The 25,622-nt window shown below is 71.2% G+C and carries 20 protein-coding genes; 5 read left to right on the top strand and 15 right to left on the bottom strand.

Translation table 11 applies throughout. The annotated features are described in order from the left end of the window. Window position 1: 1 nt before the first annotated feature. The 14 genes from ACZ32T_RS13395 to ACZ32T_RS13330 all read right to left on the bottom strand — a co-directional run bounded on the left by ACZ32T_RS13395 (window position 2) and on the right by ACZ32T_RS13330 (window position 18,137). On the bottom strand, window positions 2–850 hold the full coding sequence (locus tag ACZ32T_RS13395; protein WP_467269919.1) for a TatD family hydrolase: 849 nt from the start codon (window positions 848–850) through the stop codon (window positions 2–4). Further along, entirely contained in the window at window positions 847–1,485 is a 639-nt protein-coding gene (locus tag ACZ32T_RS13390) for an EboA domain-containing protein (protein WP_467366850.1), read from the bottom strand. Before ACZ32T_RS13390 ends, ACZ32T_RS13395 begins: the two co-directional genes overlap by 4 nt. Window positions 1,486–1,487: 2 nt before the next feature. Beyond that, window positions 1,488–2,342: a sugar phosphate isomerase/epimerase family protein gene (locus ACZ32T_RS13385; protein WP_467269915.1), complete on the bottom strand. Its 855-nt coding sequence runs from the start codon at window positions 2,340–2,342 to the stop codon at window positions 1,488–1,490. After that, the gene (locus ACZ32T_RS13380; protein WP_467269913.1) at window positions 2,339–3,475 is read right to left on the bottom strand and encodes an SCO3242 family prenyltransferase; all 1,137 of its coding nucleotides are present in this window, start codon (window positions 3,473–3,475) and stop codon (window positions 2,339–2,341) included. The genes ACZ32T_RS13385 and ACZ32T_RS13380 overlap by 4 nt, the downstream gene beginning before the upstream one ends. Next, window positions 3,472–4,590 (bottom strand): inositol-3-phosphate synthase, encoded by a 1,119-nt coding sequence (locus ACZ32T_RS13375; RefSeq protein WP_467269911.1) that lies wholly within the window; start codon window positions 4,588–4,590, stop codon window positions 3,472–3,474. Before ACZ32T_RS13375 ends, ACZ32T_RS13380 begins: the two co-directional genes overlap by 4 nt. Window positions 4,591–4,684: 94 nt before the next feature. Further along, window positions 4,685–8,392, bottom strand: a complete 3,708-nt coding sequence (locus tag ACZ32T_RS13370; protein ID WP_467366847.1) for a ThuA domain-containing protein — start codon at window positions 8,390–8,392, stop codon at window positions 4,685–4,687. A gap of 418 nt (window positions 8,393–8,810) precedes the next feature. Then, the gene (locus ACZ32T_RS13365; protein WP_467269907.1) at window positions 8,811–9,815 is read right to left on the bottom strand and encodes a sugar phosphate isomerase/epimerase family protein; all 1,005 of its coding nucleotides are present in this window, start codon (window positions 9,813–9,815) and stop codon (window positions 8,811–8,813) included. A gap of 14 nt (window positions 9,816–9,829) precedes the next feature. After that, window positions 9,830–11,050 carry a Gfo/Idh/MocA family protein gene (locus tag ACZ32T_RS13360; protein WP_467269905.1) on the bottom strand — a complete coding sequence of 407 codons (1,221 nt, stop codon included), beginning with the start codon at window positions 11,048–11,050 and terminating at the stop codon, window positions 9,830–9,832. A gap of 47 nt (window positions 11,051–11,097) precedes the next feature. Next, window positions 11,098–12,135 (bottom strand): substrate-binding domain-containing protein, encoded by a 1,038-nt coding sequence (locus ACZ32T_RS13355; RefSeq protein ID WP_467269903.1) that lies wholly within the window; start codon window positions 12,133–12,135, stop codon window positions 11,098–11,100. Window positions 12,136–12,217: 82 nt separating this feature from the next. After that, the gene (locus ACZ32T_RS13350; RefSeq protein ID WP_467269900.1) at window positions 12,218–13,270 is read right to left on the bottom strand and encodes an ABC transporter permease; all 1,053 of its coding nucleotides are present in this window, start codon (window positions 13,268–13,270) and stop codon (window positions 12,218–12,220) included. After that, entirely contained in the window at window positions 13,267–14,790 is a 1,524-nt protein-coding gene (locus ACZ32T_RS13345) for a sugar ABC transporter ATP-binding protein (protein ID WP_467269898.1), read from the bottom strand. Before ACZ32T_RS13345 ends, ACZ32T_RS13350 begins: the two co-directional genes overlap by 4 nt. A gap of 239 nt (window positions 14,791–15,029) precedes the next feature. Continuing rightward, window positions 15,030–16,211 (bottom strand): ROK family transcriptional regulator, encoded by a 1,182-nt coding sequence (locus tag ACZ32T_RS13340; protein WP_467269896.1) that lies wholly within the window; start codon window positions 16,209–16,211, stop codon window positions 15,030–15,032. A 222-nt stretch (window positions 16,212–16,433) separates the two neighbouring features. Then, entirely contained in the window at window positions 16,434–17,111 is a 678-nt protein-coding gene (locus tag ACZ32T_RS13335) for a GntR family transcriptional regulator (RefSeq protein ID WP_104783781.1), read from the bottom strand. Window positions 17,112–17,186: 75 nt separating this feature from the next. Then, on the bottom strand, window positions 17,187–18,137 hold the full coding sequence (locus ACZ32T_RS13330) for a beta-ketoacyl-ACP synthase III (protein ID WP_467269893.1): 951 nt from the start codon (window positions 18,135–18,137) through the stop codon (window positions 17,187–17,189). A gap of 278 nt (window positions 18,138–18,415) precedes the next feature. On the opposite strand from ACZ32T_RS13330, the gene ACZ32T_RS13325 reads away from it, so the two are divergent. The 5 genes from ACZ32T_RS13325 to fdhD are packed head-to-tail and all read left to right on the top strand — an operon-like array spanning window position 18,416 to window position 25,056. After that, window positions 18,416–19,405, top strand: coding sequence for a 2-dehydropantoate 2-reductase (locus tag ACZ32T_RS13325; protein ID WP_467269891.1), 990 nt, complete (start codon window positions 18,416–18,418; stop codon window positions 19,403–19,405). Beyond that, window positions 19,402–21,357, top strand: a complete 1,956-nt coding sequence (locus ACZ32T_RS13320) for a molybdopterin oxidoreductase family protein (protein WP_467366845.1) — start codon at window positions 19,402–19,404, stop codon at window positions 21,355–21,357. Before ACZ32T_RS13325 ends, ACZ32T_RS13320 begins: the two co-directional genes overlap by 4 nt. Beyond that, entirely contained in the window at window positions 21,348–23,345 is a 1,998-nt protein-coding gene (locus ACZ32T_RS13315; protein WP_467366843.1) for an NAD(P)H-dependent oxidoreductase subunit E, read from the top strand. The genes ACZ32T_RS13320 and ACZ32T_RS13315 overlap by 10 nt, the downstream gene beginning before the upstream one ends. Continuing rightward, the gene (locus ACZ32T_RS13310; protein ID WP_467366841.1) at window positions 23,342–24,202 is read left to right on the top strand and encodes a 2Fe-2S iron-sulfur cluster-binding protein; all 861 of its coding nucleotides are present in this window, start codon (window positions 23,342–23,344) and stop codon (window positions 24,200–24,202) included. The genes ACZ32T_RS13315 and ACZ32T_RS13310 overlap by 4 nt, the downstream gene beginning before the upstream one ends. Before the next feature lie 5 nt (window positions 24,203–24,207). Further along, window positions 24,208–25,056, top strand: a complete 849-nt coding sequence (gene fdhD, locus ACZ32T_RS13305; RefSeq protein ID WP_467366839.1) for a formate dehydrogenase accessory sulfurtransferase FdhD — start codon at window positions 24,208–24,210, stop codon at window positions 25,054–25,056. Between the two features lie 77 nt (window positions 25,057–25,133). Here the strand turns inward: fdhD and ACZ32T_RS13300 are convergent, their stop codons facing one another. Further along, window positions 25,134–25,613 (bottom strand): NUDIX hydrolase, encoded by a 480-nt coding sequence (locus ACZ32T_RS13300; protein WP_467366837.1) that lies wholly within the window; start codon window positions 25,611–25,613, stop codon window positions 25,134–25,136. Window positions 25,614–25,622 lie beyond the last annotated feature (9 nt).

Below are 25,622 nucleotides of genomic sequence, written 5' to 3'. Positions count from 1 at the left end.
TTCACTCCCCGCCACGGAGGATGGAGTTGCCTTCGTGGAGCGGGCCCGGTGCGTCGAGGTCGAGCTGGAGCCGGCCGCTCTGCCCGTAGAAGGCGACGGGGTTGCGCCAGAGGACCTTGTCGACGTCGTCCTCGTCGAAGCCGGCCTTCAGCATGGTGTCGGCGACCTTGCGGGTCTTCAGCGGGTCGCTCTTCCCCCAGTCGGCGGCGGAGTTGACGAGGATCCTGTCGGTGCCGTGATTCCGCAGGACCGTGACCATGCGGTCCTCGTCCATCTTGGTGTCCGGGTAGATGGAGAACCCGGCCCAGCAGCCGCTGTCGAGCGCGTCCTTCACGGTCGTCTCGTTGAGGTGGTCGAGCAGGACCAGCTCGGGGGCGAGGGCCGACTCACGGATGACGTCGATGGTGCGGTGCAGGCCGGCGAGCTTGTCGCGGTGCGGGGTGTGCACGAGCGCGGGAAGACCGTGGTCGGCGGCGAGCTGCAGCTGGGTGGCGAGTGCCTTGTCCTCGGCGGGTGTCATCGAGTCGTAGCCGATCTCACCGACGGCGACGACGGAGTCCTTGACGAGGTAGCGGGGCAGGGCGTCCAGGACGGGGGTGCAGCGGGGGTCGTTCGCCTCCTTGGGGTTGAGGGCGAGGGTGCAGTGGTGGGCGATGCCGTACTGGGAGGCGCGGAAGGGCTCCCAGCCCAGGAGGGCGTCGAAGTAGTCGAAGAAGCTGGCGGGCGAGGTGCGGGGCTGGCCGAGCCAGAAGGAGGGTTCGACGAGGGCGCGGACCCCGGCGTCGTACATCGCCTGGTAGTCGTCCGTGGTGCGGGAGGTCATGTGGATGTGGGGGTCGAAGATCCTCATCGGGTTTCCTCCGTGGACGTGGGGGTGGTGGCGGGAGCCGGGGCCGTGAGGTCGAGAACGGTCCGCAGACCGGCGGGTACGGGGCGCCCCGCGGCAGTGCGTTCGGTCGCGAAGTCGCCGAGCATTCGGGCGAGTTCGGTGTCTCCGCGGGCACGTTCGCCGAGCCGGTCGAGGGCTTCGACGGGGACCTCGGTGAAGAGGCACTTGAGGACGGCGTGCCGCCAGCCGTGCGCGTCGAGGTGGGCAGCGCCGTACGGGCCGACGGCCGCGGCGACCAGCCGGGTGTCGTTGGTGCGCAGGGCGTCCTCGACGAGCGGGAGGGCGGTGGCGCCGAGGTCGAGGCGGTGCAGGGTGAGGAGGACCGCGCGGCGTTCGGCGGCGGTGCCCTGCTCGTAGAGCCTGGTCACGGCGGGCAGCCCCGCGCGGGCTTCGAGCAGCAGCAGTGCGCGCACGGAATCGGCGTGCTCCAGGCCGCAGTGTCTTCCCGCCGACGCGAACCGCAGCTCCCAGGGCGGGTTGCCGCTGTCGGCGCCGGGGTGTGCGGCGGCGTGAGCGGCCTCGGCGAGCGCTTCGTCCAGCCAGGCCCTGGCCGCTCCCGGCAGTCGGTCGTCGAGTTCCTCGCGGCTGTTCAGCATGGTCAGGCTCCGTTCGCGGCCAGGGCGGCCCGGCGCAGGAAGTCGATGGAGCTGTGGGCGAGTTCGGGGCCCGCGTGGGAGTGCCGGGGCAGTTCGACGACGGTGAGGCCGGTGTATCCGGTGGAGGCGAGCGCTTCGAGCACCGGCGGGAAGTCGATCTCGCCGTCGCCGAACGGCAGGTGTTCGTGCACGCCGCGTCGCATGTCCTCGATCTGGACGTGGCGCAGCCAGGGTCCGGCTTCCTTCACGCAGTCCACGGGCGAGGCGGGCTCGAGGCACTGGCAGTGGCCGATGTCGAGGGTGAGCCCGAGCGGGCCGGGGTCGCCGAGGAGGACGCGGAGGTGGTGGAAATCGGCGAGCGTGGCGAGGAGGTGACCGGGTTCGGGTTCGACGGCGAGCGGGATGCCCGCACGGTCGGAGGCCTCCAGTACGGGAGCGAGTGCCTCGGTCAGCCGCTGCCACGCGGTGTCCGTGGAGGTGTCCGGCGGGGTGATGCCGCTGAAGCAGTGCACGGCGTGCGCACCGAGGTCCGTGGCGACCTCGACGGCGCGGACGAGCAGGGCGGTGCGGGCCGCGCGGGCGTCCGGGTCGGGGTCCAGGAGCGACGGCCCGTGTTTGCGCCGGGGGTCCAGGACGTAGCGCGCCCCGGTCTCGACGGTGACGCCGAGGCCGAGTCCGGCGAGCCTGCGGGCCACCTGGCGGGTGCGGGCGGCGAGGTCCGGCGCGAGCGGGTCGAGGTGCATGTGGTCGAGGGTCAGGCCGACCCCGTCGTAGCCCAGGTCGGCGAGGAGGCCGAGGGCGTCGTCGAGCCGGAGGTCGGTCAGCCCGTTGGTGCCGTAGCCGAGGCGCAGGGTCATGTCGGGCTCACTTTCCGGGCGAGCGCGCGGGCGAGGGGGACGAGCCCCATGACCGCGAGACCGTTGAAGGGCGCCCCGGCCCTGGCCGCGAGCGCCGCCTGCAGCGGGATCATCGCCCGGATCCCGCCGCCGACGGCGCGCTGGGTGAGGGGCGGGGACGGGTTGAGCGCGGCGTGCAGGAGGGGGACCGCGGAGGTACGGAGATAGGTGCCGGCGAAGACCGGGAGCAGAAGCCGTACGGCGGTGGCGGGAGGGGCCGGCGGCTCCCCCTGGGCTGTCCGGCCGCGCAGGACGGTGGCCCCGAGGACGGCGACACCGGCAAGCGCCGCCAGTGGAGCGGCGGTGGAGCCGCCGTGCGCCTCGTTGCGGGAGACGGCGGTCACCGCGTAGGTGTGCGTGCCGAGCAGGAGGGCGGCGGGGAGCGCGGCGGCGGGCGTGCGCCCGGGAGCGGTCCGGGGGACCGCGGCTGTCCCTCCCCCCGCAGCCGTCGTCGGCACTCTTGCCCCGGTCGTCGCCGTCGACACCGCAGCCGCCGTCGACACCCTCGACATCGTTGCCACCGTCGCGGTCGCGCCGAGCAGCAGGTCCAGGGCGCGGGCCGAGGCCATCGCGGCCGGCCCGAGCTTCGTGTGCTTGAGACGCAGGTCGTAGGCCCAGACGGTCGCCGCCAGACCGGATGCCACCACCAGTGCGGGGCGGCCCGCCCGTGCGGCCAGGGCCAGACCCGCCGCCGTCAGGGCGCCCGCGGCGGCCAGGGCGGCCCCCGGGGCGACGCGGCCGGAAGGAATCGGCCGGTGCGGACGGTCGACGGCGTCCTCCTCGCGGTCGGCCCAGTCGTTGAGTGCCATGCCCGCCTCGTAGAGGCACAGCGAGGCGCCGACCGCGAGTGCCGTGCCCCGGCCGGGACGCCGGCCCGCGGCAGCGGCCCCGGCGAGCGCGTCACCGGGCACGGTGAACAGCGCCGACACCCGGAGCAGCTCCGCCCAGGCTCGCAGGCGCGCGCGGGCGGGGGGCCTGCCCGGTGCGGGCGCAGTCCCGCTCGCACCGGACAGGCTGTACGGGGGCGCCACCGGCCGGGCGCCGAGCAGCCGCGGGGCGCCGGTCACCGCCGCGAGCAGCCGCAGCGCCTTCACCGGGCGGCCCGCAGCCGTCCGGCGAAGGCCAGCAGCTCGGCGTACTGCTCGGGCAGTGCGGCCGGGCCGCCGTCCGGGTCCTTGAAGTAGAAGCCCAGTTCGGGCCGTGGCCCGGTCAGGCCCGCCTCGTGGGAGCGTGCCAGCAGCCGGGCGAGGTCCAGGACCAGCGGTGCGGCGAGGGCGGAGTCGCAGCCCTGCCAGATCGTCTGCAGGATCATCCGCGAGCCGAGGAAGCCGTCGAAGGCGATGTGGTCCCACGCCGTCTTCCAGTCGCCCATCGCCGGTACGTCGTCGATGTGGACCTCGCCCTCGGGTGCGGACCCGAGCGTGTCGGCGAGCACGCGTTCCTTGCCGGCGTTCTTTGCGGCCGCCGCGGCCGGGTCGGCCAGCGCCGCCCCGTCCCCGCCGCCCAGCAGGTTCGTGCCCGACCACGCCCGCACCGGCAGTGCGCGCTGGACGAACATCGGTGCGAGCACGGAACGGAGCAGCGTCTGGCCCGTCTTGCCGTCGCGTCCGGCGTGGGGAAGTCCGCAGGAGTCGACGGCGTCCTGGAGGTGGGGGCTGCGCAGCCCGGTGGAGGGGGTGAAGTTGGCGTACGGGCAGCCGGCGCGGAGCGCGGCCGCCGCGTAGAGGGAGCTGGCGGGCAGGCGGGAGTCGTCCTCGCCGGGGGCGGGTTCGGTCGAGGCGACGTTGACGACGACGGTGCGGGCCAGCCGGTTACGGCGCGCGAAGTCCTCGATGTCGGCGGCGAACGCGGAGATGAGCTCCTCGTCGGTGCGGGTGTCACCCGGGAGCGGTCCGCCGGGGCGTATCTCCGTGTCGGCGGCGGTCAGTTCGGCCTCGACGGCGGAGGGGAGCCCGTGCGGGAGCACTCCGCCGGCCGCGAGCGCCTCGGCCCGCTTGGGCAGGGGGCAGTCGAGGGTGTCGTGACCGCCGAAGACGAGGGTGGTCAGCGGTGGCAGCCCGCTGTCGGTGAAGGGTGGTGTCTCGGTGACCATGCCGGTCGGCGGGTGGAGCCCTGCCGCGACGGCCGCGCACCCGGCGGTGGCGGTGGTGGCGACGGAGCCGCGTGCTCCGATGAACCAGACTCCGGTACGAACGGCACGTGCGGTCACGGGCTGCCTCCCTGGGGGCTGAAGAGGGATGGTGGACGGTGGGCGGGGAAGAGGAACGCTTCCCCGCCCACCACCGGCGCAGGAGGTCGCCGCCCTACGTGGAGGGCAGCTCCTTCAGCTGGATGTCACGGAAGGACACCTGGTCGTCGGCTCCGTGGTTCTGGAGGCCGATGTAGCCGTTCTTGAGGCTGCGGGCCGGGTCGGTGTTGGTGAAGTCGTTGATCTTCACCCCGTTGAGGAAGACCTGGAGCCGCTCGCCCTGGACCTTGATCTCGTAGCTGTTCCACTGGCCGGGCGGCCGCAGAACCTGGTCGCGGGCCTTGATGTTGGCGGATTTGAAGGTGTAGACGGCGCCGGTCGTGCGGTCCGCCGCGTCGGTGGCGTCGATCTGGACCTCGTAGCCGTTGTTGACCGCGGACCAGGGATCGTCCGACTCGGGGAAGCCGACGAAGACTCCGGAGTTGTCGTCCCCCGACATCTTCCAGTCGAGCTTCAGCGAGTAGGACTTCAGCTCCTTGGCCTGGTAGGTCAGCAGGCCCATGCCGCCCTCGGAGCGGAGCTCACCGTCGGCCACGGCGAACTTCCCGGGGCCGGCCTGCTTCCACCCTTCGAGCGTCTTCCCGTTGAAGATCGACCGGTAGCCGGTGTCCGGCTTGCAGTTGGCCTTCACCTGCCCGGCCGCGTAGCGCAGACCGCCCAGCAGGTGCTGCCGGAGGGCGGGCTCGGCGTAGGACTCCTTGGTGTGGCCGAGGCCGGTGTAGAAGGAGCGGCCGCCCTGGTACGCCTGGCACCAGGCGATCGGGTGGTCACCCTTCATGTTGCCGCCGGTGTAGGTCGTCTCGTCCAGGGTGGCGAGGACCTGGGCCTTGTCCCGCGGGTTGGTGCGGTAGTTGTACCACTCGTCGGTACGGTCCCAGGCCTCGTCCAGGTGTGCGGTCGCCGGGTGGTCGTGGTTCTCCACACGGACGGTCGCGGGCTGGATCTGCGGGTGCGAGTCGAAGTACGCCCCGACGAGCCCTCCGTAGAACTCCCAGTCGTACTCCGTGTCGGCCGCGGCGTGGACGCCCATGTAACCGCCGCCGGTGGAGACGAAGTTCTCGAACGCCTTCTTCTGGTCGGCGTTCAGGACGTCACCGGTGGTCGACAGGAAGACGACCGCGTCGTAGCGCGCCAGGTTGCTGGTAGTGAACTGACCGGCCTCCTCCGTGGAGTCGACCGTGATGTTGGTGTCCTTGCCCAGTTCCTTCAGCGCGGCGATGCCCTCGGGGATCGAGTCGTGCCGGAAGCCGCCCGTCTTGGAGAAGACGAGGACGCGCTTCGCGGTCCGGTCGACCGGGCTGTTCGAGAGTTCGAAGTCGTCCACGTCGTACAGGGCTCCGGCCCCGCCCTTGAAGACCAGGAAGAGCTGGGTGGCCTTCTTGGGCGCGCCGCGCAGCGGCACGTCGATGTCCTGGAACGTGTCCCAGCTGCCGGTCACCGGGACGGGCGCGGAGCCGAGGATCTTGCCGGTGGGCGATCCGGCCCGCACCTCGAGGAAGCCTCCCGCGCCGGCCGAGGACGTACGGGCGGTGAGCTTGGTCGAGCCGTCGAGGATGTACGGGGTGAAGGAGATCCAGTCGTTGTTGTCGATGTCACCGACGGTCCTGCCGCCGTGGGCGCTGGTCTTGTTCGGCGTGGTGACACCGGAGGAGTTGTCGAAGTGCTCGGCCTGGCGGTGACGCGGCTGGAGCTTCGCCCCGTCGCGGCCGGTCAGCGCGGCCTGTCCGCCGCCCCCGCCGTCGGTGTAGGACGCGGAGATGCCGCCGTAGATGTTGGCGTTCGGGTCGTGGCCGCCTTCCATGGCGGTCTTGATGGTGCCTTCGCAGCCGTGTTCGGTGGTGATGTCGTGGCCGTGACTGTCATGGCCCAGGGTGAACTTGACCTCGACCTTGGAGCAGTCGATGGTGCCGTCCTCCGGGTCGGTGACGGTCACCTTGAAGGGCACCTCGTCACCGAACTCGAACGGCTGCCCGTCGGCCGGGGCCTGCAGCACGACGGTGGGCGCCGTGTTGCCGACGGTGACGTGCACGCTCGCCGAACCGGTGCGGCCCGTCGGGTCCTTGGCCGTCACGGTGGCGGTGTAGGTGCCGTTCTTCTTGTACGTGTAGGTGGGGTTGGCGGCCGTCGACTTCCCGCCGTCGCCGAAGTCCCAGGCGTAGGTGAGGGCGTCGCCGTCCCCGTCGGCCGTGCCCTCGGAGGAGAACTTCACCTTGAGGGGCGCGGTGCCTGAGGTCTTGTTCGAGGATGCCTCGGCGATGGGCGATCGGCCGCCGGTGGCGTTCTCGATGCGGTACAGCGCCGAGTGCTCGTCGCCGCCGAACCAGGAGAGGCCGTAGTCCAGGACGTACAGTGCGCCGTCCGGGCCGAAGGCCATGTCCATGATCTGGGTGCCGGTCCACGGGACGTCGTTGATGGACTGGACCGCGCCGTCGGCGTCCTGCTCGATGCGCTTGATCCACTGCCGGCCGAACTCCCCGGCGAAGAAGTCACCGTCGTACTCCTCGGGGAACTTCACCGGTGAGTCGAGGTCCGCGTCGTAGTGGTAGACGGGGCCGCCCATCGGGGACTCGGAGCCGGTGCCGAACTCGGGCACGGACGCGCCGTCGTAGGGGATCCAGGCCGCCTGTGCGGGCGGCAGGTCGACCAGGCCCGTGTTGTACCGCGACTCGTTCTTCGGGGCGGCGCAGTCGAAGGCCGGTCCTGAGGTCTGCGTCGCGAAGTCGTAGTCGCGGTAGGGCTGGTTGTCGCCGGTGCAGAACGGCCAGCCGAAGTTGCCGGGCTTCGTCACCCGGGCGAACTCGACCTGACCGGCCGGTCCGCGGTTCGGGTCCGCCGCGCCCGCGTCGGGGCCGTAGTCACCGACGTACAGGATGCCGGTGGCCTGGTCCACGCTGAAGCGGAAGGGGTTGCGGAAGCCCATCGCGTAGATCTCGGGGCGCGTCTTGTCCGTGCCCGCGGCGAAGAGGTTGCCCTCGGGGACGGTGTACGAGCCGTCGTCCGCGACCTTGATGCGGAGGATCTTGCCGCGGAGGTCGTTGGTGTTGCCGGACGTGCGTCGGGCGTCGAAGGCGGGGTTGCGGTCGGCCCGGTCGTCCAGCGGGGAGAAGCCGTCGGACGCGAAGGGGTTGGAGTCGTCGCCCGTCGAGAGGTAGAGGTTGCCCTGCGCGTCGAAGTCGATGTCGCCGCCCACGTGGCAGCACATGCCGCGCGTGGTCGGGATGTCGAGGACCTTCTTCTCGCTGGCGTTGTCGAGGGTGCCGTCCTCGTTGAGGACGAAGCGGGAGAGCCGGTTCACGCCGTCGAACTTCGCGAAGTCCGCGGCGGTGCCGTTCTCCGGGGCGTCGCCGGCCGGGGTGTCCAGCGGGGGCGCGTAGTAGAGGTAGATCGCGCGGTTCTCCGCGAAGTCCGGGTCGATCCCGACGCCCTGGAGGCCTTCCTCGTCGTGCGAGTAGACGGGGATGGTGCCGGAGACCCGGGTGTTGCCGGCGCTGTCCGTGATCCGCAGCTCGCCGCCGCGCGAGGTGTGCAGCACGCTGCGGTCGGGGAGCACCGCCAGCGAGATGGGTTCACCGGTCTCGGCCGCGCCCTTGGCAAGGGCGACCTGCTGGAAGTCCTCCGCGGCCGCCTGCGCGGCCGGGGCCTTCGGGACGTCGGCGGTGGCGGCGGGCGAGGAGCCCAGGGTGAGGGTGGCGGCGGCGAGCAGTCCGCCGGTGAAGAGAGCGAGTGATTTTCGGGCGCGGAGCCGTCTGCTGCTTCTGTGCACGTGCGTCCTCCGGAGTGTGCCGGTTGTACGGGCGGGTGCGTGGTGCCGATCCGCGCGGGGACTGCCGCGCTCGCCTCCGGGGCTCCGTACGGGGCCCCGGTGACGCGAGTCATGTCGTGTACACGTAGGGGACGGTAGCTGTGTTCGTCCCTGCCGGAAAGCCCTTGCGCAGGAGCTCGGTCGAACTTTTACCCATGGCAGGACAAAGGGCCGTCAGGGCAGGCGGGACCGCCCCCGCGGGCCTGGGCCCTGCGGGGCTGTTCCCCTGTCCGGCGTTCGAGGCGCGGGCCCGGGGCGAAGCCCCGCGACCAAGCCCGGCCGGCGTTCGAGGCGCGGGGTCAGGGGGCGGAGCCCCCGAAAGGCGCGGGGTCAGGGGGCGGAGCCCCCGAAAGGCGCCCCGCCCCCGCCCCCGCCCCCGCTACTCGCCCCCGCCGAACGCCGCGTCGAACGACGCGCTCGGCGGGTCGAAGTCGAACCGTTTCAGCGACGCCAGCGCCTCAGGCGCCCCCGTCAGCCGGTCCATGCCGGCGTCCTCCCACTCCACCGAGACCGGCCCCTCGTAGCCGATGGACCGCATCATCCGGAAGACGTCCTCCCACGGAACGTCCCCGTGCCCCGCCGAGACGAAGTCCCAGCCACGCCGTGGATCGCCCCAGGGCAGGTGGGAGCCGAGGCGCCCGTTGCGGCCGTCGAGGCGCTTGCGGGCCTCCTTGCAGTCCACGTGGTAGATCCGGTCGCGGAAGTCGTACAGGAAGCCGACCGGGTCGAGGTCCTGCCACACGAAGTGGCTCGGGTCGAAGTTCAGCCCGAACGCGGGCCGGTGGCCCACGGCTTCCAGGGCACGGTGCGTGGTCCAGTAGTCGTACGCGATCTCGCTCGGGTGCACCTCGTGGGCGAAGCGCACACCCTCGGCGTCGAAGACGTCCAGGATCGGATTCCACCGCTCCGCGAAGTCCTCGTAGCCACGTTCGATCATGTGCGGCGGGACCGGCGGGAACATGGCCACCAGGTGCCAGATCGAGGACCCCGTGAAGCCGATGACGGTGTCGACGCCGAAGGCGGCCGCCGCACGGGCGGTGTTCTTGATCTCCTCGGCGGCCCGCTGCCGGACACCCTCGGGCTCCCCGTCCCCCCAGATGCGGGCGGGCAGGATTCCCTGGTGGCGCTCGTCGATCGGGTCGTCGCAGACCGCCTGGCCCACCAAGTGGTTCGAGATTGCCCAGCACTTGAGGCCGTACTTGTCGAGGAGCTGTCGCCGGCCGTCGAGGTAGCCGGGGTCCGACAATGCCTTGTCCACCTCGAAGTGATCGCCCCAGCAGGCGAGTTCGAGCCCGTCGTAACCGAAGTCCCGGGCGTGCCGGCAGACCTCCTCCAGCGGCAGGTCGGCCCACTGGCCGGTGAAGAGAGTGAAGGGACGGGGCATGCGCACAACCTCTCCTAGAAGGGGACCGGGGTGTAGACGGAGTTCTTCGCGGCGCTCTCCTCGACGGCGGCGAGCACCCGTTGCACCTGGAGCCCGTCGGCGAACGACGGCACGGGGGTGCGGCCTTCGGTGATGGTGCGCACCACGTCGTGGGCCTGGTGGACGAAGGTGTGCTCGTAGCCCAGACCGTGGCCCGGCGGCCACCACGCCTCCAGGTAGGGGTGCTGGGGTTCGGTGACGAGGATCCGGCGGAAGCCGGCGCTGGTCGCGGGCTCCGTCTGGTCGTGGAAGGAGAGCTCGTTGAGCCGTTCGAGGTCGAAGGCGATCGACCCGAGCTCTCCGTTGATCTCCAGGCGCAGGGCGTTCTTGCGCCCGGCGGCCATCCTGGTCGCCTCGAAGGAGGCCAGGGCCCCCGACGCGAGCCGCCCCGTGAAGAGGGTCGCGTCGTCGACGGTCACCGCCCCCCGCGCGGTACTGTCACCGACCCCGGAGAGCCCGGCGGCGGCTCCGGCGAGCACGGGCCTCTCGCGTACGAAGGTCTCGCTCATCGCCGACACCCCGACCAGCGTCTCCCCGGCCAGGTACTGGGCGAGGTCGACGATGTGCGCCCCGAGGTCGCCCAGTGCGCCGGATCCGGCGCGCTCGCGGTCCAGCCGCCAGGTGAGCGGTGACTCCGGGTCGACGAGCCAGTCCTGGAGGTAGGTGGCCCGTACGTGCCGCAGGGCGCCCAGCCTGCCCTCCTCGATCATCCGGCGGGCGTAGGTGAGGGCCGGCACCTTGCGGTAGTTGAAGCCCACGATCGCCACCTGGCCGCGGGCCGCCGCCCGTTCGGCGGCCTGCGCCATGGCTTCCGCCTCGGCGACCGTGTTGGCGAGCGGCTTCTCGCAGAGGACGTGCTTGCCGGCCTCCAGGGCGGCGATGGCGATCTCGGCGTGGCTGTCGCCGGGCGTGCAGATGTCGACCAGCTGCACGTCGTCCCGGGCGATCAGGGCGCGCCAGTCGGTCTCCGCCGCAGCCCACCCGTGCCGGGCGGCGGCGGCCTCGACCGCCGTCCGGTCGCGCCCGCAGATCGCGGCGAGAGCGGGTCTCACCGGCAGGTCGAAGACGTGTCCCGCGGTGCGCCACCCCTGGGAGTGGGCGGCGCCCATGAACGCGTATCCGACCATGCCGACACCGAGCGTCGCCGTCGGCGGCGGTCCCTCGGTCTCCTGCTCCGTTTCTTCCCTGCGGGCCATGCGGGCTTCCTCCTCGTCGGTGGTTCGGTGGCTGCGGCGGTGCGGGATCAGCTGAAGCCCGTCGGCAGGTACTGGTCGACGTTGTCCTTCGTGACCACGGCCGAGTACAGGGTCAGCGAGGTCGGGATCTCCATCTCGGAGAGGCCGGTGATGCCCTTGTTCTGGCCGAGTGCGCGCGCCAGGTCGATCGCGGAGGCCGCCATCGTGGGCGGGTAGAGCACGGTGGCCTTCAGGACGCCGTCGTCGGCCTTGATGGCGTCCATCGCGGACTTGGCGCCGGCGCCGCCGACCATGATGAACTCGTCGCGTCCGGCCTGCTGGATGGCCCGCAGCGCGCCCACGCCCTGGTCGTCGTCGTGGTTCCACAGCGCGTCGAACTGCTTCTGCGCCTGGAGGAGCTGCGCCATCTTGGCCTGTCCCGACTCCACGGTGAAGTCGGCGGCCTGACGGGCCACCAGCTTGATGTTGGAGTAGTTCTTCAGCGCGTCGGCGAAGCCCTGGCTGCGCTGCTTGGTGAGTTCCAGGTTGTCGACCCCGGCGAGCTCGACGACCTTGGCGTTCGCCTTGTCCTTGAGCTGTTCGCCGATGTAGTGCCCGGCGTTGAGGCCCATGCCGTAGTTGTCGCCGCCGACCCAGCAGCGGTAGGCCTGCGGTGAGGCGAAGATGCGGTCCAGGTTGACGACCGGGATGCCGGCCTTCATCGCTTCCAGGCCGACCTGGGTGAGTGCCTTGCCGTCGGCGGGGAGGACGACGAGGACGTCGACCTTCTTGTTGATGAGGGTCTTGACCTGGCCGATCTGGGCGGCGGTGTCGTTGGAGCCCTCGGTGATCTCCAGGGTCACCTCGGAGTACTTCTCCGCCCGCCCCTTGGCCTGGACGTTGATGGCGTTGAGCCATCCGTGGTCGGCCTGGGGTCCGGCGAATCCGATGGTGACGGGCTTGCCGGGCTTGTCGTCGGCTGCGGGCTGGTCGCTCTGCGCGGCCGCCGCCTCCTTGGGCTCGTTGCTGGTGCAGGCGGTGAGGAAGGCTCCCGCGGAGACGGCCGCGGTGCCGAAGAGCAGTCCTCTACGGCTGGTTTCTGGCATGGCTGTCGAACCCTTCATCCGGTGCGATACGTACGGAACTGCGGGTGGGTGTGCTCCAGGTGCTCGCCCTGACCGGCGAGGATCAGGTGTCGCCGCCGCGCAGTGTGCGGTGCTGGACGAGTACGGCGGCGACGATGATGGCGCCCTTCGCGATCTGCTGGACGTCGCTCTGCAGATTGTTCAGAGCGAAGATGTTGGTGATCGTGGTGAAGACGAGGACCCCGAGCACGGACCCGACGATGGTGCCCCGGCCACCGCTCAGCAGGGTGCCTCCGATGATCGCGGCGGCGATGGCGTCGAGCTCGTACAGGTTGCCGTTGGTGTTCTGCCCCGAGCCGGACAGGATGATCAGCATGAAGGCGGCGATCCCGCAGCACACGCCGGAGAGCAGATAGAGGTAGAGCCGCTGGCGGCGTACGTCGATGCCGGCGAGCCTGGCCGCCTCCGCGTTGCCTCCGATGGCGACCGTACGGCGTCCGAACGTGGTCCGGTTCAGGATGAGCCAGCCGATGACGGTGACCGCGGCGAAGACGAGGACCAGCGGCGGGATGCCCAGGACGTAGGAATCGGGCAGGCCCAGGTCGAGGACGGACTGGACGGTGACGATCTGTGTCTTGCCGTCGGTGATCAGGAGGGCGAGGCCACGGGCCGACGCGAGCATGGCGAGCGTCGCGATGAAGGGGACCATGCGCCCGTAGGCGATGAGGACCCCGTTGACGAGCCCGGCGGCGAGGCCGACGACCACGGCGGTGAAGAGGATCCCGGCGAAGCCGAAGTCCTGGGTGGCGAGCGTCGTCGCCCAGACGGAGGCGAGGGCCACCATCGCGCCGACCGAGAGGTCGATGCCGCCGCCGATGATGACGAGGGTCACGCCGACCGTGACGACCCCGATGACGGAGGCCTGCGTCAGGATCAGCTGGAGGTTCCCGGTGTCCAGGAACGCGTCGGGTTCGGTGAGACCGCCGACGAGTGCCAGGACGGCGAGGACGCCGAGCAGCGAGAGGTTGCGGACATCGGCTCGCAGGCCGAGTGCGCGCAGGCCACCGCCCTGTTTCGAGGGCGGCTCGGCCACGGGGCCGGTGGCGGTCCCCTTGTCGGGCCCTTGGTGCTGCGCCGACGGTGCGGGCTGTGTCATGACGTCGGGCTCCCTTCCATGACGAGGTCGAGGACACGGTGCTCGTCGAGCTCCCTGGCATCGGCCGTGTGCACGACACGGCCCTCCCGGAGCACCAGCACCCGGTCGGCGAGGCCCAGCACTTCGGGCACTTCGCTGGAGACGAGCAGTACGGCGAGGCCTTCGTCGGCCAGCCGGCGGATCACGGCGTAGAGCTCTGCGCGGGCGCCGACGTCGACGCCGCGGGTCGGTTCGTCGAGCAGCAGGACCCGGCAGCCGCGCAGCAGCCAGCGGGCCAGGACCGCCTTCTGCTGGTTGCCCCCGGAGAGTGTGCGGACGGCGGCGTCCGGGTTGTCGGGCCGCAGGGAGAGTTCCCGGGTCGCGGTCCTGGCGGCGGTGCGCTCGGCGCCCCGGTCGAGCCAGCCTCCGCGGGCGAAGCGGGAGAGGGAGGAGACCGAGACGTTGCGGGTGACCGATTCCGTCAACAGCAGGGCCTGGGCCTTGCGTTCCTCGGGGGCCAGGCCGATGCCCGCGGCCACGGCGGCCCGGACACTGCCGGCGCGCAGCGGTGTTCCGTCGACGAGGACGCGGCCGGCGGTCGGTTTGCGGGCACCGTAGACGGTCTCCAGGATCTCGGAGCGCCCGGAGCCGACGAGGCCGGCCAGACCGACGATCTCACCGGGCCTGAGCTCCAGGTCGACGGGCTCGAACTCCCCTTTGCGGCAGAGCCCTTCGACCCGCAGTACGGGTTCGGCCGTGGCCCGGGCGCCGACGGCGGGCCGCTCGGGGAAGACGTATTCGACGTTGCGGCCGGTCATCATGGCAACGATGTCGTTCGTGGGGGTGGAGTGGGCGGGCAGCCCGACGGCGACGGCCCTGCCGTCCTTGAGCACCGTCACCCGGTCGCCGATGCGGCGGATCTCCTCCAGCCGGTGCGAGATGTAGACGACGGCGACCCCGTCGGCGGTGAGCCCGTCGACGATGCGGAAGAGGTTGTCGACCTCGTCGGGGTCCAGCGCCGCGGACGGCTCGTCCATCACGATGAGCCGCACGTCGTGGGAGAGCGCCCGCGCCATGGAGACGATCTGCTGGTGGGCCGCGGAGAGGTCGCCGACCAGGCGGGCCGGGTCGATCTCCGGGTGCCCCAGGCGTTTCAGGAGTGCGGCGGCCGTGGTGCGGGCCTCCCGGGTCCGGACGACGAAGCCCGCACTGGTCGGTTCGTGGCCGAGGAAGACGTTCTCCGCGACCGACAGGCCCTCCACCAGGTCGAGTTCCTGGTAGATGGTGGCGATTCCCAGTCGCATGGCGGTGATCGGCGAGGACAGCTGGACGGGCTCGCCGCGCCAGGTGATCGCGCCGCCGTCTGGCTGGTGCGCCCCGGCCAGCACCTTGATGAGGGTGGACTTGCCGGCGCCGTTCTGGCCGAGGAGGCAGTGGACTTCACCGGCCAGCACCTCCAGGTCCACACCGTCGAGGGCGCGCACACCGGGAAACGACTTGGTGATGCCGGACATCGTGAGCAGAGGTGGTTCTGGTGCCATGACGAATCCCCTCGGCGGGTGGGTTCTCCCCTGCTCGGACGTGACCGAGATCGCGGGGAAGGCCGGTGAGCGGGCAGGGGGCAGTGCCGGCGGTGCCGTACTGCTGACGGAACTGCTGGGGTGGTACTGCTGTGCGGTTCTGCGTGCGCGTTCTGTGCGGTCCTGCGGGCGGAACTCGGAACAGGCTGCTTACGGAGGTGACGCTGGAACGTGTGCCGTACGGCGCACCGGCCCGGACATCAGGCCGGCGAGAACAGGTGGTCGCTGATGAGCCTGGCCGCGCCGGTCACTCCGGCGACGGGCCCCAGCTCACCGAGGACGATGGGGAGGTTGCCCGTGGCCAGCGGCAGGGACTGCCGGTAGACCTGGGTGCGGACACTGGCCAGCAGGTTGTGGCCGAGCCCGGTCACCCCGCCGCCGATCACGACGAGGCCCGGGTTGAAGAAGCTGACGAGTCCGGCGATGACCTGACCGACCCGGTTTCCGCCCTCGCGGATCAGGTCGAGCGCCGTGGGGTCGCCGGCCGCGGCGGCGGCGGCCACATCGACGGCCGAGAGCTTTCCGGCCGCTTCCAGCCGGGCCGCCAGCTCCGGCGACCGTCCGGCGCGGGCCGCGTCCTCGGCGTCGCGGGCGAGTGCCGCGCCGCTGAAGTGGGCTTCCAGGCAGCCCTTGTTGCCGCAGGCGCAGGCGCGTCCGTCCGGTTCCACCTGGATGTGACCGATGTCGCCGGCGCTGCCCGTCGTACCGCGGTAGACCTCTCCGCCCACCACGATGCCGCAGCCGATGCCCGTACCGATCTTGACGCAGAGGAAGTCGCCCACCGAACGGGCGACGCCCGCGTGCTGCTCCCCCAGCGCCATCAGGTTCACGTCGTTGTCCACCATGACGGGGCAGCCCAGTTCCTGGCTGAGCGCCTCGCGGACCGGGAAGCCGTCCCAGCCCGGCATGATCGGCGGAGCGACCGGTACGCCTTCGGGGAAGCGGACGGGTCCAGGTACACCGATGCCGGCGCCGTCGAAGCCTTCGGCGAGCCCGGAGGCCCGGAGCTTCGCCGCCATCGTCAGCACCTGGTCGAAGATCGCGACGGGTCCTTCCCGTACGTCCATCGGATGGTTGAGGTGCCCGAGGACCTCCAGCTCGGCGTTGGTGACGGCCACATCGATGGACGTGGCACCGATGTCGACGCCGAGGAAGCGCAGTCCAGGTGCGAGCCGGATGTTGTGGGAGCGGCGCCCACCACGCGACGCGGCGAGCCCGTCGGCCACGACGAGTCCGGTCTCCAGGAGACGGTCCACCTCTACGGCGAGCTTGGAGCGTGAGAGATCGACCTGATCGCCCAGCTGAGCACGGGAGTTGGGCCCCCCGTCGCGCAACAGCCGGAGCAGTCGCGCCTGGTGCGTGTTCGCGGGTCGTGCCGTCATACGTCTCACGCGTCCCTCCCCGCCACATCGGCCAGTCCGTCGGGCTTTCGAGGGGAACGTAGCAGCGGTTTACCGGAGTGGGAAGAAGTTGCGCGTGAATCCGTCCCAACTTTCTCCACACTCAGGACAAAGGTGCGGCGCGCGGGCGCCGGAACGCGAAGAAGGCCGGGGCGATATGCCCCGGCCTCCGGTCAGGCGACCGTACACATGTGTGGCGGACGATCAGGCCTGTTCACGCCGGTGGTAGGTCTGACGCGTGTGCTCGGTGTGTGCCCGCATGATCTCGGTGGCCCTCTGTTCGTCCCTGGAGGCGATCGCCGCGATCAGCTCCCGGTGCTCGATCCAGGACCGGGTGCCTCGCTGGCGGGCGACCGGCGTGTAGTACCAGCGGACCCGGCGGTCCACCTGGGCGGCGAGCTCGGAGAGGACGACATTGCCCGCCAGCTCCATCACCTTGGCGTGGAACGCGGCGTTCGTGGCGACGGCGAGGTCCACGTCATCGGCGGCGACGGCCCGCTCCCCCTGCGAGCACAGCTCCTCCAGGGCCTCGATCCCCGGCCGCCCCGAGTGGGCCGCGGCCAGCCGGGCGGCCTCCGCCTCCAGAAGGGTGCGGACCGAGAGCAGCTGGTCCGCCTCCTCCTCCGTGGGCTCGTGCACGAACGCGCCCTGGGCGGGACGCAGATCGACCCAGCCCTCGGTGTTCAGCCGCTGGAGCGCCTCGCGCACCGGCTGGCGTGACACCCCGAGATGGCCCGCGAGTTCGCTCTCGACCAGGTGCTGGCCGGGGCTGAGGGCGCGCGTGGTGATCAGCTCGAGGAGCGCCTCGTAGACACGCTCGCGCAACGGGCCGGGCCGCTCCAACTTCGGCACCGTTCCTTGCGGCAGTCCTGCGGACAACATCGCGGTCCCCCTCCGGGCGCCCGGGCCATTGCTTATCGTCTACAGTCTACCGAGCACAATGCCACGCCGGGGGCCTCAGGGGCAGCGGATCACCTGACCCGCGTACGAAAGATTCCCGCCGAAGCCGAAGAGCAGGGCCGGCGCACCGCTCTCCACCTCGCCCCTTTCGACGAGTTTGGACAGGGCCATCGGGATCGACGCGGCCGAAGTGTTACCGGAATCCACGACGTCCCGGGCGATGACGGCGTTGACCGCCCCGATCTTGCGGGCGACGGGTTCGATGATCCTCAGGTTGGCCTGGTGCAGCACCACCGCGGCGAGGTCCTCGGGCGTGACACCGGCGCGTTCGCAGACCTTGCGGGCGATCGGCGGCAGCTGCGTGGTGGCCCAGCGGTAGACGGACTGCCCCTCCTGCGCGAACCGCGGGGGCGTGCCCTCGATCCGTACGGCGTTGCCCATCTCCGGCACCGAACCCCACAGGACGGGGCCGATCCCGGGCCTGTCGCCCCCGTCGGGGTCGGCGGTGACGACGGCCGCACCCGCGCCGTCGCCCATCAGGACGCAGGTGGAACGGTCCGTCCAGTCGACGATGTCCCCCATCTTGTCGGCGCCGATGACGAGAGCGCGGGTGGCGGCTCCGGCCCGGATGGCGTGGTCGGCCGTGGCGAGCGCGTGGGTGAACCCGGAGCAGACCACGTTGATGTCCATCACGGCCGGTGAGCCCATGCCCAGACGGGCTGCCACCCGGGCGGACATGCTCGGCGACCGGTCGATGGCCGTGGAGGTGGCGACCAGGACCATGTCGATGTCCGCCGGCTGGAGTCCGGCCGACGCGAGGGCCTTGGCCGCGGCGTGGGCGGCGAGTTCGTCCACGGGTTCGTCGGGCCCGCCCACGTGCCGGGTCCTGATGCCGACCCGACTGGTGATCCACTCGTCGCTGGTGTCGACCATGGCCGCCAGATCGTCATTGGTGAGGACCTTGGCAGGCTGGTAGTGGCCGAGCGCCACGACACGTGAGCCGGTCATGTACGGGTTCCCCTCGCTACGTTTGGCAGGAACTATCCAGTCTTGGTTGCTACCGACCGGTACGAGGGCACCTAACCCCACAGGAATACAGGCCTGAGGTTGGAGCGTCTCGAACAGCTCCCCGGGAACTCTCGCGGACGCTCCGGAGTACCCGCCGGAATCACGTAGAGGCCATGCACCCGCTGTCACGACTATTGACCCTCCCTGACGGCATACTGTAGACAATATTCTGTCGACTTGACACCCTCGCTCGGTCCTCTCACCGAACGGAGAGCCCCGTGAAAGTCGCAGTTGTCGGCGCCGGAGCCATCGGCGCCTATGTCGGGGCCGCGCTCCACCGCGCGGGCGCAGACGTCCATCTCATCGCCCGGGGCCCGCACCTGGCGGCCATGCGCCGTGACGGAGTACGCGTGCTCAGCCCGCGCGGTGACTTCACCGCACGGCCCGCCGCCACCGACGACCCCTCGGAGGTCGGGCCCGTCGACTATGTGTTCCTCGGCCTCAAGGCCCACTCGTACGCGGTGTCGGGGCCGCTGGTCCACCCGCTGATGCACCGGGACACCGCGGTGATAGCCGCTCAGAACGGCATCCCCTGGTGGTACTTCCACGGTCTCGAAGGCCCGTACACCGGGCGTCGGCTCCACAGTGTCGACCCGGCGGGCTCGGTGAGCGACACGCTGCCGCCCGAACGGGCCATCGGCTGCGTGGTCTACGCCGCCACAGAGATCGAGGCACCGGGCGTCGTACGCCACCTCGAAGGCACCCGGTTCTCCATAGGTGAGCCGGACCGGACGGTGTCCAGGCGCTGTCTGGACTTCAGCGAGGCGATGGTGGCGGGCGGACTCAAGTGCCCCGTGGAGCCGGACCTGCGCAACGACATCTGGATCAAACTGCTCGGCAACATCTCCTTCAACCCGATCAGCGCGCTGGCCCGCGCCACCATGGGCCAGATCTGCCGCCATCCGGACACCCGCGCACTCGTGGAGTCGATGATGCGCGAAACCCTCGACGTGGCGGCGGCCGTGGGCTGCCGCCCCGAGATCTCCGTGGAGCGGCGCATCGCGGGCGCGGAGCGCGTCGGCGATCACAAGACATCCACCCTCCAGGACCTGGAGAAGGGCAAACCCCTCGAACTCGACGTGCTGCTCGCGGCCGTCGTCGAGCTGGCCGAGCTGGCCGGAACGCCCGTACCGACGCTGCGCGCCGTGCACGCGCTCGCGGATCTCCTCGCCACCACGTCCTCGGCACCGGCAGGGAGCGCACCATGAAGAGCGAACGCACAGGCGGCCGGAGCCGGAAGGGCCGGCAGCCCAAGACGTACGAACGCCTCACCCACCCCCTCGTCCGCGGGGAGGACGGTGTGCTGCGGCGGGCGAGCTGGGACGAGGCACTGACCCGCGCGGCTGCCGGATTCCGGCAGACCCGCGAGGCACACGGCCCCGACGCCTTCGCGATGCTGTCCTGCGCGAGGGCCACCAACGAGATGAACTACGTGGCCCAGAAGTTCACCCGCGTCGTGATCGGCACCAACAACGTCGACTCCTGCAACCGCACCTGCCACGCCCCGAGCGTCGCGGGCCTCTCGGCCGCCTTCGGGTCCGGCGGCGGCACGTCCTCGTACGAGGAGGTGGAGCACACCGACCTGATCGTGATGTGGGGCTCCAACGCCCGTTTCGCGCACCCGATCTTCTTCCACCACGTGCTCAAGGGCATCCGTAACGGCGCCCGGATGCACGCCGTCGACCCGCGCCGCACCTCGACCGCCGAATGGGCCGAGAGCTGGCTCGGTCTCAACGTCGGCACGGACATCCCGCTCGCCCACGCCATCGGCCGCGAGATCATCCACGCCGGCCTGGTCAACAGGGCCTTCGTCGACCGCGCGACCAGCGGGTACGAGGAGTACGCCGCGCTGGTCGAACCCTGGACCCTGACCGCCGCCGAGAAGGTGACCGGCGTCCCGGCCGAGGCGATCCGCGACCTCGCCCACGCCTACGCCACGGCCGAACGGGCGCAGCTCTGCTGGACCCTCGGCATCACCGAACACCACAACGGCACCGACAACGTCCGCGCGCTGATCAACCTCTCCCTGCTCACCGGCCACGTCGGACGGTACGGCTCCGGGGTCCAGCCCCTGCGCGGCCAGAACAACGTGCAGGGCGGCGGCGACATGGGCGCCATCCCCAACAAACTCCCGGGCTTCCAGGACATCCTGGACCCGCCCGTCCGGCAGAAGTTCGAACGGTCCTGGGACACCGTGATCCAGCCGCGGTACGGCAAGACCCTCACCCAGATGTTCGAGGCCATGGAGACCGGTGAGCTGCGCGCGGTGTACTGCATCGGGGAGAACCCCGCACAGTCGGAGGCCGACAGCGACCAGGCGGTGCGCCGGCTGGAGGCCCTCGACCATCTGGTGGTGCAGGACATCTTCCTGACCAGGACCGCCCAACTGGCCGACGTGGTCCTGCCCGCCACCGCATCCTGGGCGGAGACCGACGGCACCACGACCAACAGCGAACGGCGTGTGCAGCGGGTCCGGGCCGCGCTGGTGCCGCCGGGCGAGGCCCGCGAGGACATCGACATCATCTGCGCCATGGCCGGACAGCTGGGCCACGACTGGAAGTTCGAGGACGCCGAGGCCGTCTGGGACGAGCTGCGCTCCCTCTCCCCCGACCACTTCGGGATGACGTACGAACGGCTGGCCGAGCACCAGGGGCTGCAGTGGCCCTGCCCCGACACGGAGAAGCTGCCGTCGAGCTTCCTGCACGCCCGGCTCTGGGAGACCGATCCGGAGCGGCGTGGCCCCGCGGCCCCCTTCGGGCTGGTGCAGCACGACCCGCCGGTCGACCTCACCGATGAGTCCTACCCGCTGCGGCTGACGACCGGGCGGCGCCTCGACTCGTACAACACCGGTGTGCAGAGCGGGAGTTACGCCTCACCCTTGCGCCGGGGCGAGTACATCGAGCTGTGCCCCGAGGACGCGGAGTCGTACGGCGTCCGCGTGGGCGAGGAGGTGCGGGTCTCGTCGCGGCGGGGCAGTGTCACCGCGCCCGTCTGGATCGACCCCGGGCTGCGGCCGGGGCTGGCCTTCATGACGATGCACTTCCCCGACGAGGTCGACACCAACCAGCTGACCATCGAGGCGAACTGCCCGATCGCCGGCACCGCCGAATTCAAGGCCTCCGCCGTACGGATAGAGAAGCTGGTGCCCGCATGGACCTGAGATACACCGACGCGGCCCCGTCCGACGCCGAACGGGAGGCGGTGGACGCCCTGTTGGGCCCCCCGCCGTCCGGCTGGGAGGGTGCCGCCGAGCGCACGGACGAGGACCTCCGGTGGGCGAGGGGCGGTGCCGCCGCGGCCAAGGACCGCCGCGACCAGCTACTGCCCGCGCTGCACGCGGTGAACGACCGCGTGGGCTGGATCAGCGAGGGCGCGCTGGACTACATCTGCCGGCGGCTGACGGTCCCCCCGGCCGAGGCCTACGGCGTGGCGACCTTCTACGCCATGTTCTCGGTGCGGCCCCGCCCGGCGAAGGTGCTCCACGTCTGCACGGACCTGGCCTGCGCGGCCCGCGGCTCGGCGGCCGTCCGCGCGGACCTCACCGCGCGCCTGGGTGCCCCGGGCACCCCGGCCGAGGGCACGGTCTGGCAGGAGAGCCCCTGCCTGGGCCTGTGCGAACGAGCCCCGGCGGCGCTGCTGCTGCAGGCGGGGGCAGAGCCGGCAAATCCACCCCAGGCGACGCTCCCCCGCACGGCAGGAGAGAACCCACCCTCGGCGACGCTCCCTCCAGCTGGGGCACATTCAGCCCCTCCGGCGATTGAGGAGCGGGGGCCCGGGGGCGGAGCCCCCGAAGAGCCCGCCGCCGGCGCCACCCGCTGCTCCGGCGTGCTCGCCCCCGCCACCGCACCCGCGCTCGCCGCAGCCGCCCGGGCCCCCGAGTCGGCCCCCGCCGAGCCCCCGGCCTCCGCAGCCGTCCCCCAGGCCGGCGACCCCGCCCTCGTGCTCCTCAAGCGGATCGGCACCGTGGACCCCGCCTCACTCGACGACTACCGCTCCACCGGCGGCTACACCGCGCTGCGCCGCGCGTTCGCGCTCAACCCCGCCGGGGTGATCCGCGAGGTGCTGGACGCCGGACTCGTCGGCCGGGGCGGCGCCGCCTTCCCCACCGGACGCAAGTGGCAGGCCACCGCCCAGCAGGCCGACGGCCCCCACTACCTGGTGTGCAACGCGGACGAGAGCGAGCCCGGCACCTTCAAGGACCGGGTGCTGATGGAGGGCGATCCGTACGCCCTGGTCGAAGCGATGACGATCGCCGGTTACGCCGTCGGGGCCCACCAGGGCTACATCTACCTGCGCGGCGAGTACCCCCGCGCGTACGAACGGCTGGGCCACGCCCTGACGAGCGCCCGCACGCGCGGACTGCTCGGCCCAGATGTCCTCGGGCAGGGGTACGCCTTCGACATCGAGATCCGGCGCGGCGCGGGTGCGTACATCTGCGGCGAGGAGACCGCGATCTTCAACTCGATCGAGGGGCAGCGGGGCGAGCCGCGCTCCAAACCGCCGTTCCCGGTGGAGAAGGGTCTCTTCGGTAAGCCGACAGCGGTCAACAACGTCGAGACACTGGTGAACGTGCTGCCGATCCTGGAGCACGGCGCCGCCGCGTACGCCGCGACCGGCACGGAGACGTCCACCGGGACCAAGCTGTTCTGCGTCTCCGGCCAGGTGGCCCGCCCCGGCGTCTACGAACTGCCCTTCGGCGCGAATCTCCGCGAGCTGCTCGACCTCGCGGGCCCGCCCGAGCGGCTGCGGGCCGTGCTCCTCGGCGGTGCCGCCGGCGGCTTCGTACGCCCCGACGAGCTGGACGTCCCGCTGACCTTCGAGGGCACCCGGGCCGCGGGCACGACGCTCGGCTCGGGAGTGGTCCTGGTCCTGGACGACTCGGTGGAGCTCCCCCGGGTGCTGCTGCGCATCGCGGAGTTCTTCCGCGACGAGTCGTGCGGCCAGTGCGTGCCCTGCCGGGTGGGCACGGTCCGCCAGGAGGAGGCCCTGCACCGGATCGCGGACCGCACGGGAGCCGAGGCCGCAGAGGACATCGCGCTCATGAGAGAGGTGGGGCAGACCATGCGGGACGCCTCGATCTGCGGTCTCGGCCAGACCGCGTGGAACGCCGTGGAGTCCGCCATCGACCGTCTGGGGGTCTACAAGTGACCACTGTGCCGCTTCAGCCACCGCGCCGTCTCGTCTCCTTCACGCTGGACGGCGAGGAGAGCCGCGTCCCGGAGGGATCCACGATCCTGGACGCCTGCCGGACGGCGGGAAAGGACATCCCGACCCTCTGCCAGGGCGACACGCTCACCCCGAAGAACGCCTGCCGGGTGTGTGTGGTCGAGGTGGAGGGCTCCCGCACACTCGCCCCGGCCTGCTCCCGGCGCGCCGAGGCGGGCATGACGGTCCACACGGACACGGAGCGTGCCCGGCACAGCCGCAAGGTGGTCCTGGAGCTGCTGGCGTCGTCGACGGATCTGTCCACGACCCCACGGGCCGAGGAGTGGATCAAGGAGTACGTGGCGAAGCCCGAGCGCTTCGGCGCGGACGCCGCCCGGATGAACGAACAGCCGAAGATCGACAACGAGCTGTACGTCCGTGACTACGACAAGTGCATCCTCTGCTACAAGTGCGTCGACGCCTGCGGCGAGCAGTGGCAGAACACGTTCGCCATCGCCGTGGCGGGGCGCGGTTTCGACGCCCGTATCTCCACCGAGCACGATGCCGCGCTTCCCGACTCGGCCTGTGTCTTCTGCGGGAACTGCATCGAGGTGTGCCCGACCGGCGCACTCTCGTTCAGCACCGAGTTCGGCATGCGTGCGGCGGGGACGTGGGACGAGGACGCGCAGACGCAGACCACGACGGTCTGCGCCTACTGCGGTGTGGGGTGCAACGTGACCCTTCACGTACAGGAGAACGAGATCGTCAAGGTCACCTCGCCGCACGACAACCCGGTGACCCATGGCAACCTCTGTATCAAGGGCCGTTTCGGCTACCAGCACGTACAGAATCGGGTTTAACGGCTATGGGACGGGTCACCGAGCGTCGCCGCACCATCCGCATCCGGGACGGGGCGGTCACGACCCGCCCCGACACCCTCGTCGCCGAGGAGCCGCTGGAGATCCGGCTGAACGGCAAGCCGCTCGCCATCACGATGCGCACACCCGGCGACGACTTCGCGCTCGCGGCGGGCTTCCTGGTGAGCGAGGGTGTGATCGGTGAGGGCTCCGAGGTGCAGTCGATCGTGTACTGCGCGGGGGCGACGGCCGACGGGGTGAACACGTACAACGTGGTGGACGTGAAGCTCGCGCCCGGCGTCGTGGTGCCCGACATCACGCTGGAGCGCAACGTCTACACGACCTCGTCCTGCGGGCTCTGCGGCAAGGCGAGCCTGGACGCCGTCCGCACCACGACGCGCCATCCCGTCTCCGACACTCCCCCGGTCCGGGTGACGCCCGCGCTGCTCTCGGCCCTCCCCGACCGGCTGCGCGGGGCACAGCGGGTGTTCGACCGGACCGGGGGCCTGCACGCGGCGGCGCTGTTCTCCCCGGAGGGCGAGCTGCTGGACATCAGGGAGGACGTCGGCCGCCACAACGCGGTCGACAAGCTCGTGGGCCGCGCCCTCACCGACGACCGCCTGCCGCTCTCGAAGGCGATCCTGCTGGTGTCGGGCCGGGCCTCCTTCGAACTGGCGCAGAAGGCGGTGATGGCGGGGATCCCGATACTGGCGGCGGTCTCGGCGCCGTCGTCGCTGGCCGTGGACCTGGCGGCCGAGAGCGGACTGACCCTCGTCGGCTTCCTGCGGGGGCAGTCCATGAACGTGTACGCGGGTGACCACCGCATCGCCCTCGGGGCGACGGTGGGCCAAGGCTGATCCGGCCCGCCCGCTGCACGGGGCAGGGGTCCGGCCGACGGGGAGCGCCCCCTGCGCCGGCCGGGCCCCCTCGTGCGTCACCAGCGTGCGACCAGCGTCTCGTCCCCGCCTCGGTTGCGGTACAGCCAGGTGGTCCCGGGCGCGACCTCCCCGTTCAGGTAGCCGACGATGGGCTCCCGCTGCGTTGCGCTGTCGAGCTCGCCGATCAGCTTCAGGGCGTCGGGCAGGGGGAAGAAGGCGGCCTGTTCGATGTCGTCGTCCTGCGGCGCGATGTCCCCCGACCACGCGTCGATCTCGAAGGCGGCGGCCAGCGCGGACGGGTAACGCTCCGAGTCGATGTGCATGAGGAACGCGGTCCGCACCGGATCGCCCACGAGCAGTCCGGTCTCCTCCCGCAGCTCGCGCCGGAGGGCTTCGTGCATGAGCTCGCCGTCCTCGACCCCACCACCGGGCAGCGACCAGAGGATCTCACCAGCGGCGCCGAGACTCTCGCGCACGAGCAGGATCTCGTCGCCTCGGCGGATGATGCCGATGACCAACTGTGCCCGGGGTTTCAAGGTCTTGGA

The sequence above is a fragment of the Streptomyces sp. NPDC023573 genome (assembly GCF_055559735.1).
Note: the sequence above shows the minus strand (reverse complement) of the source record. Positions and strands in the feature narration are given on the sequence as shown.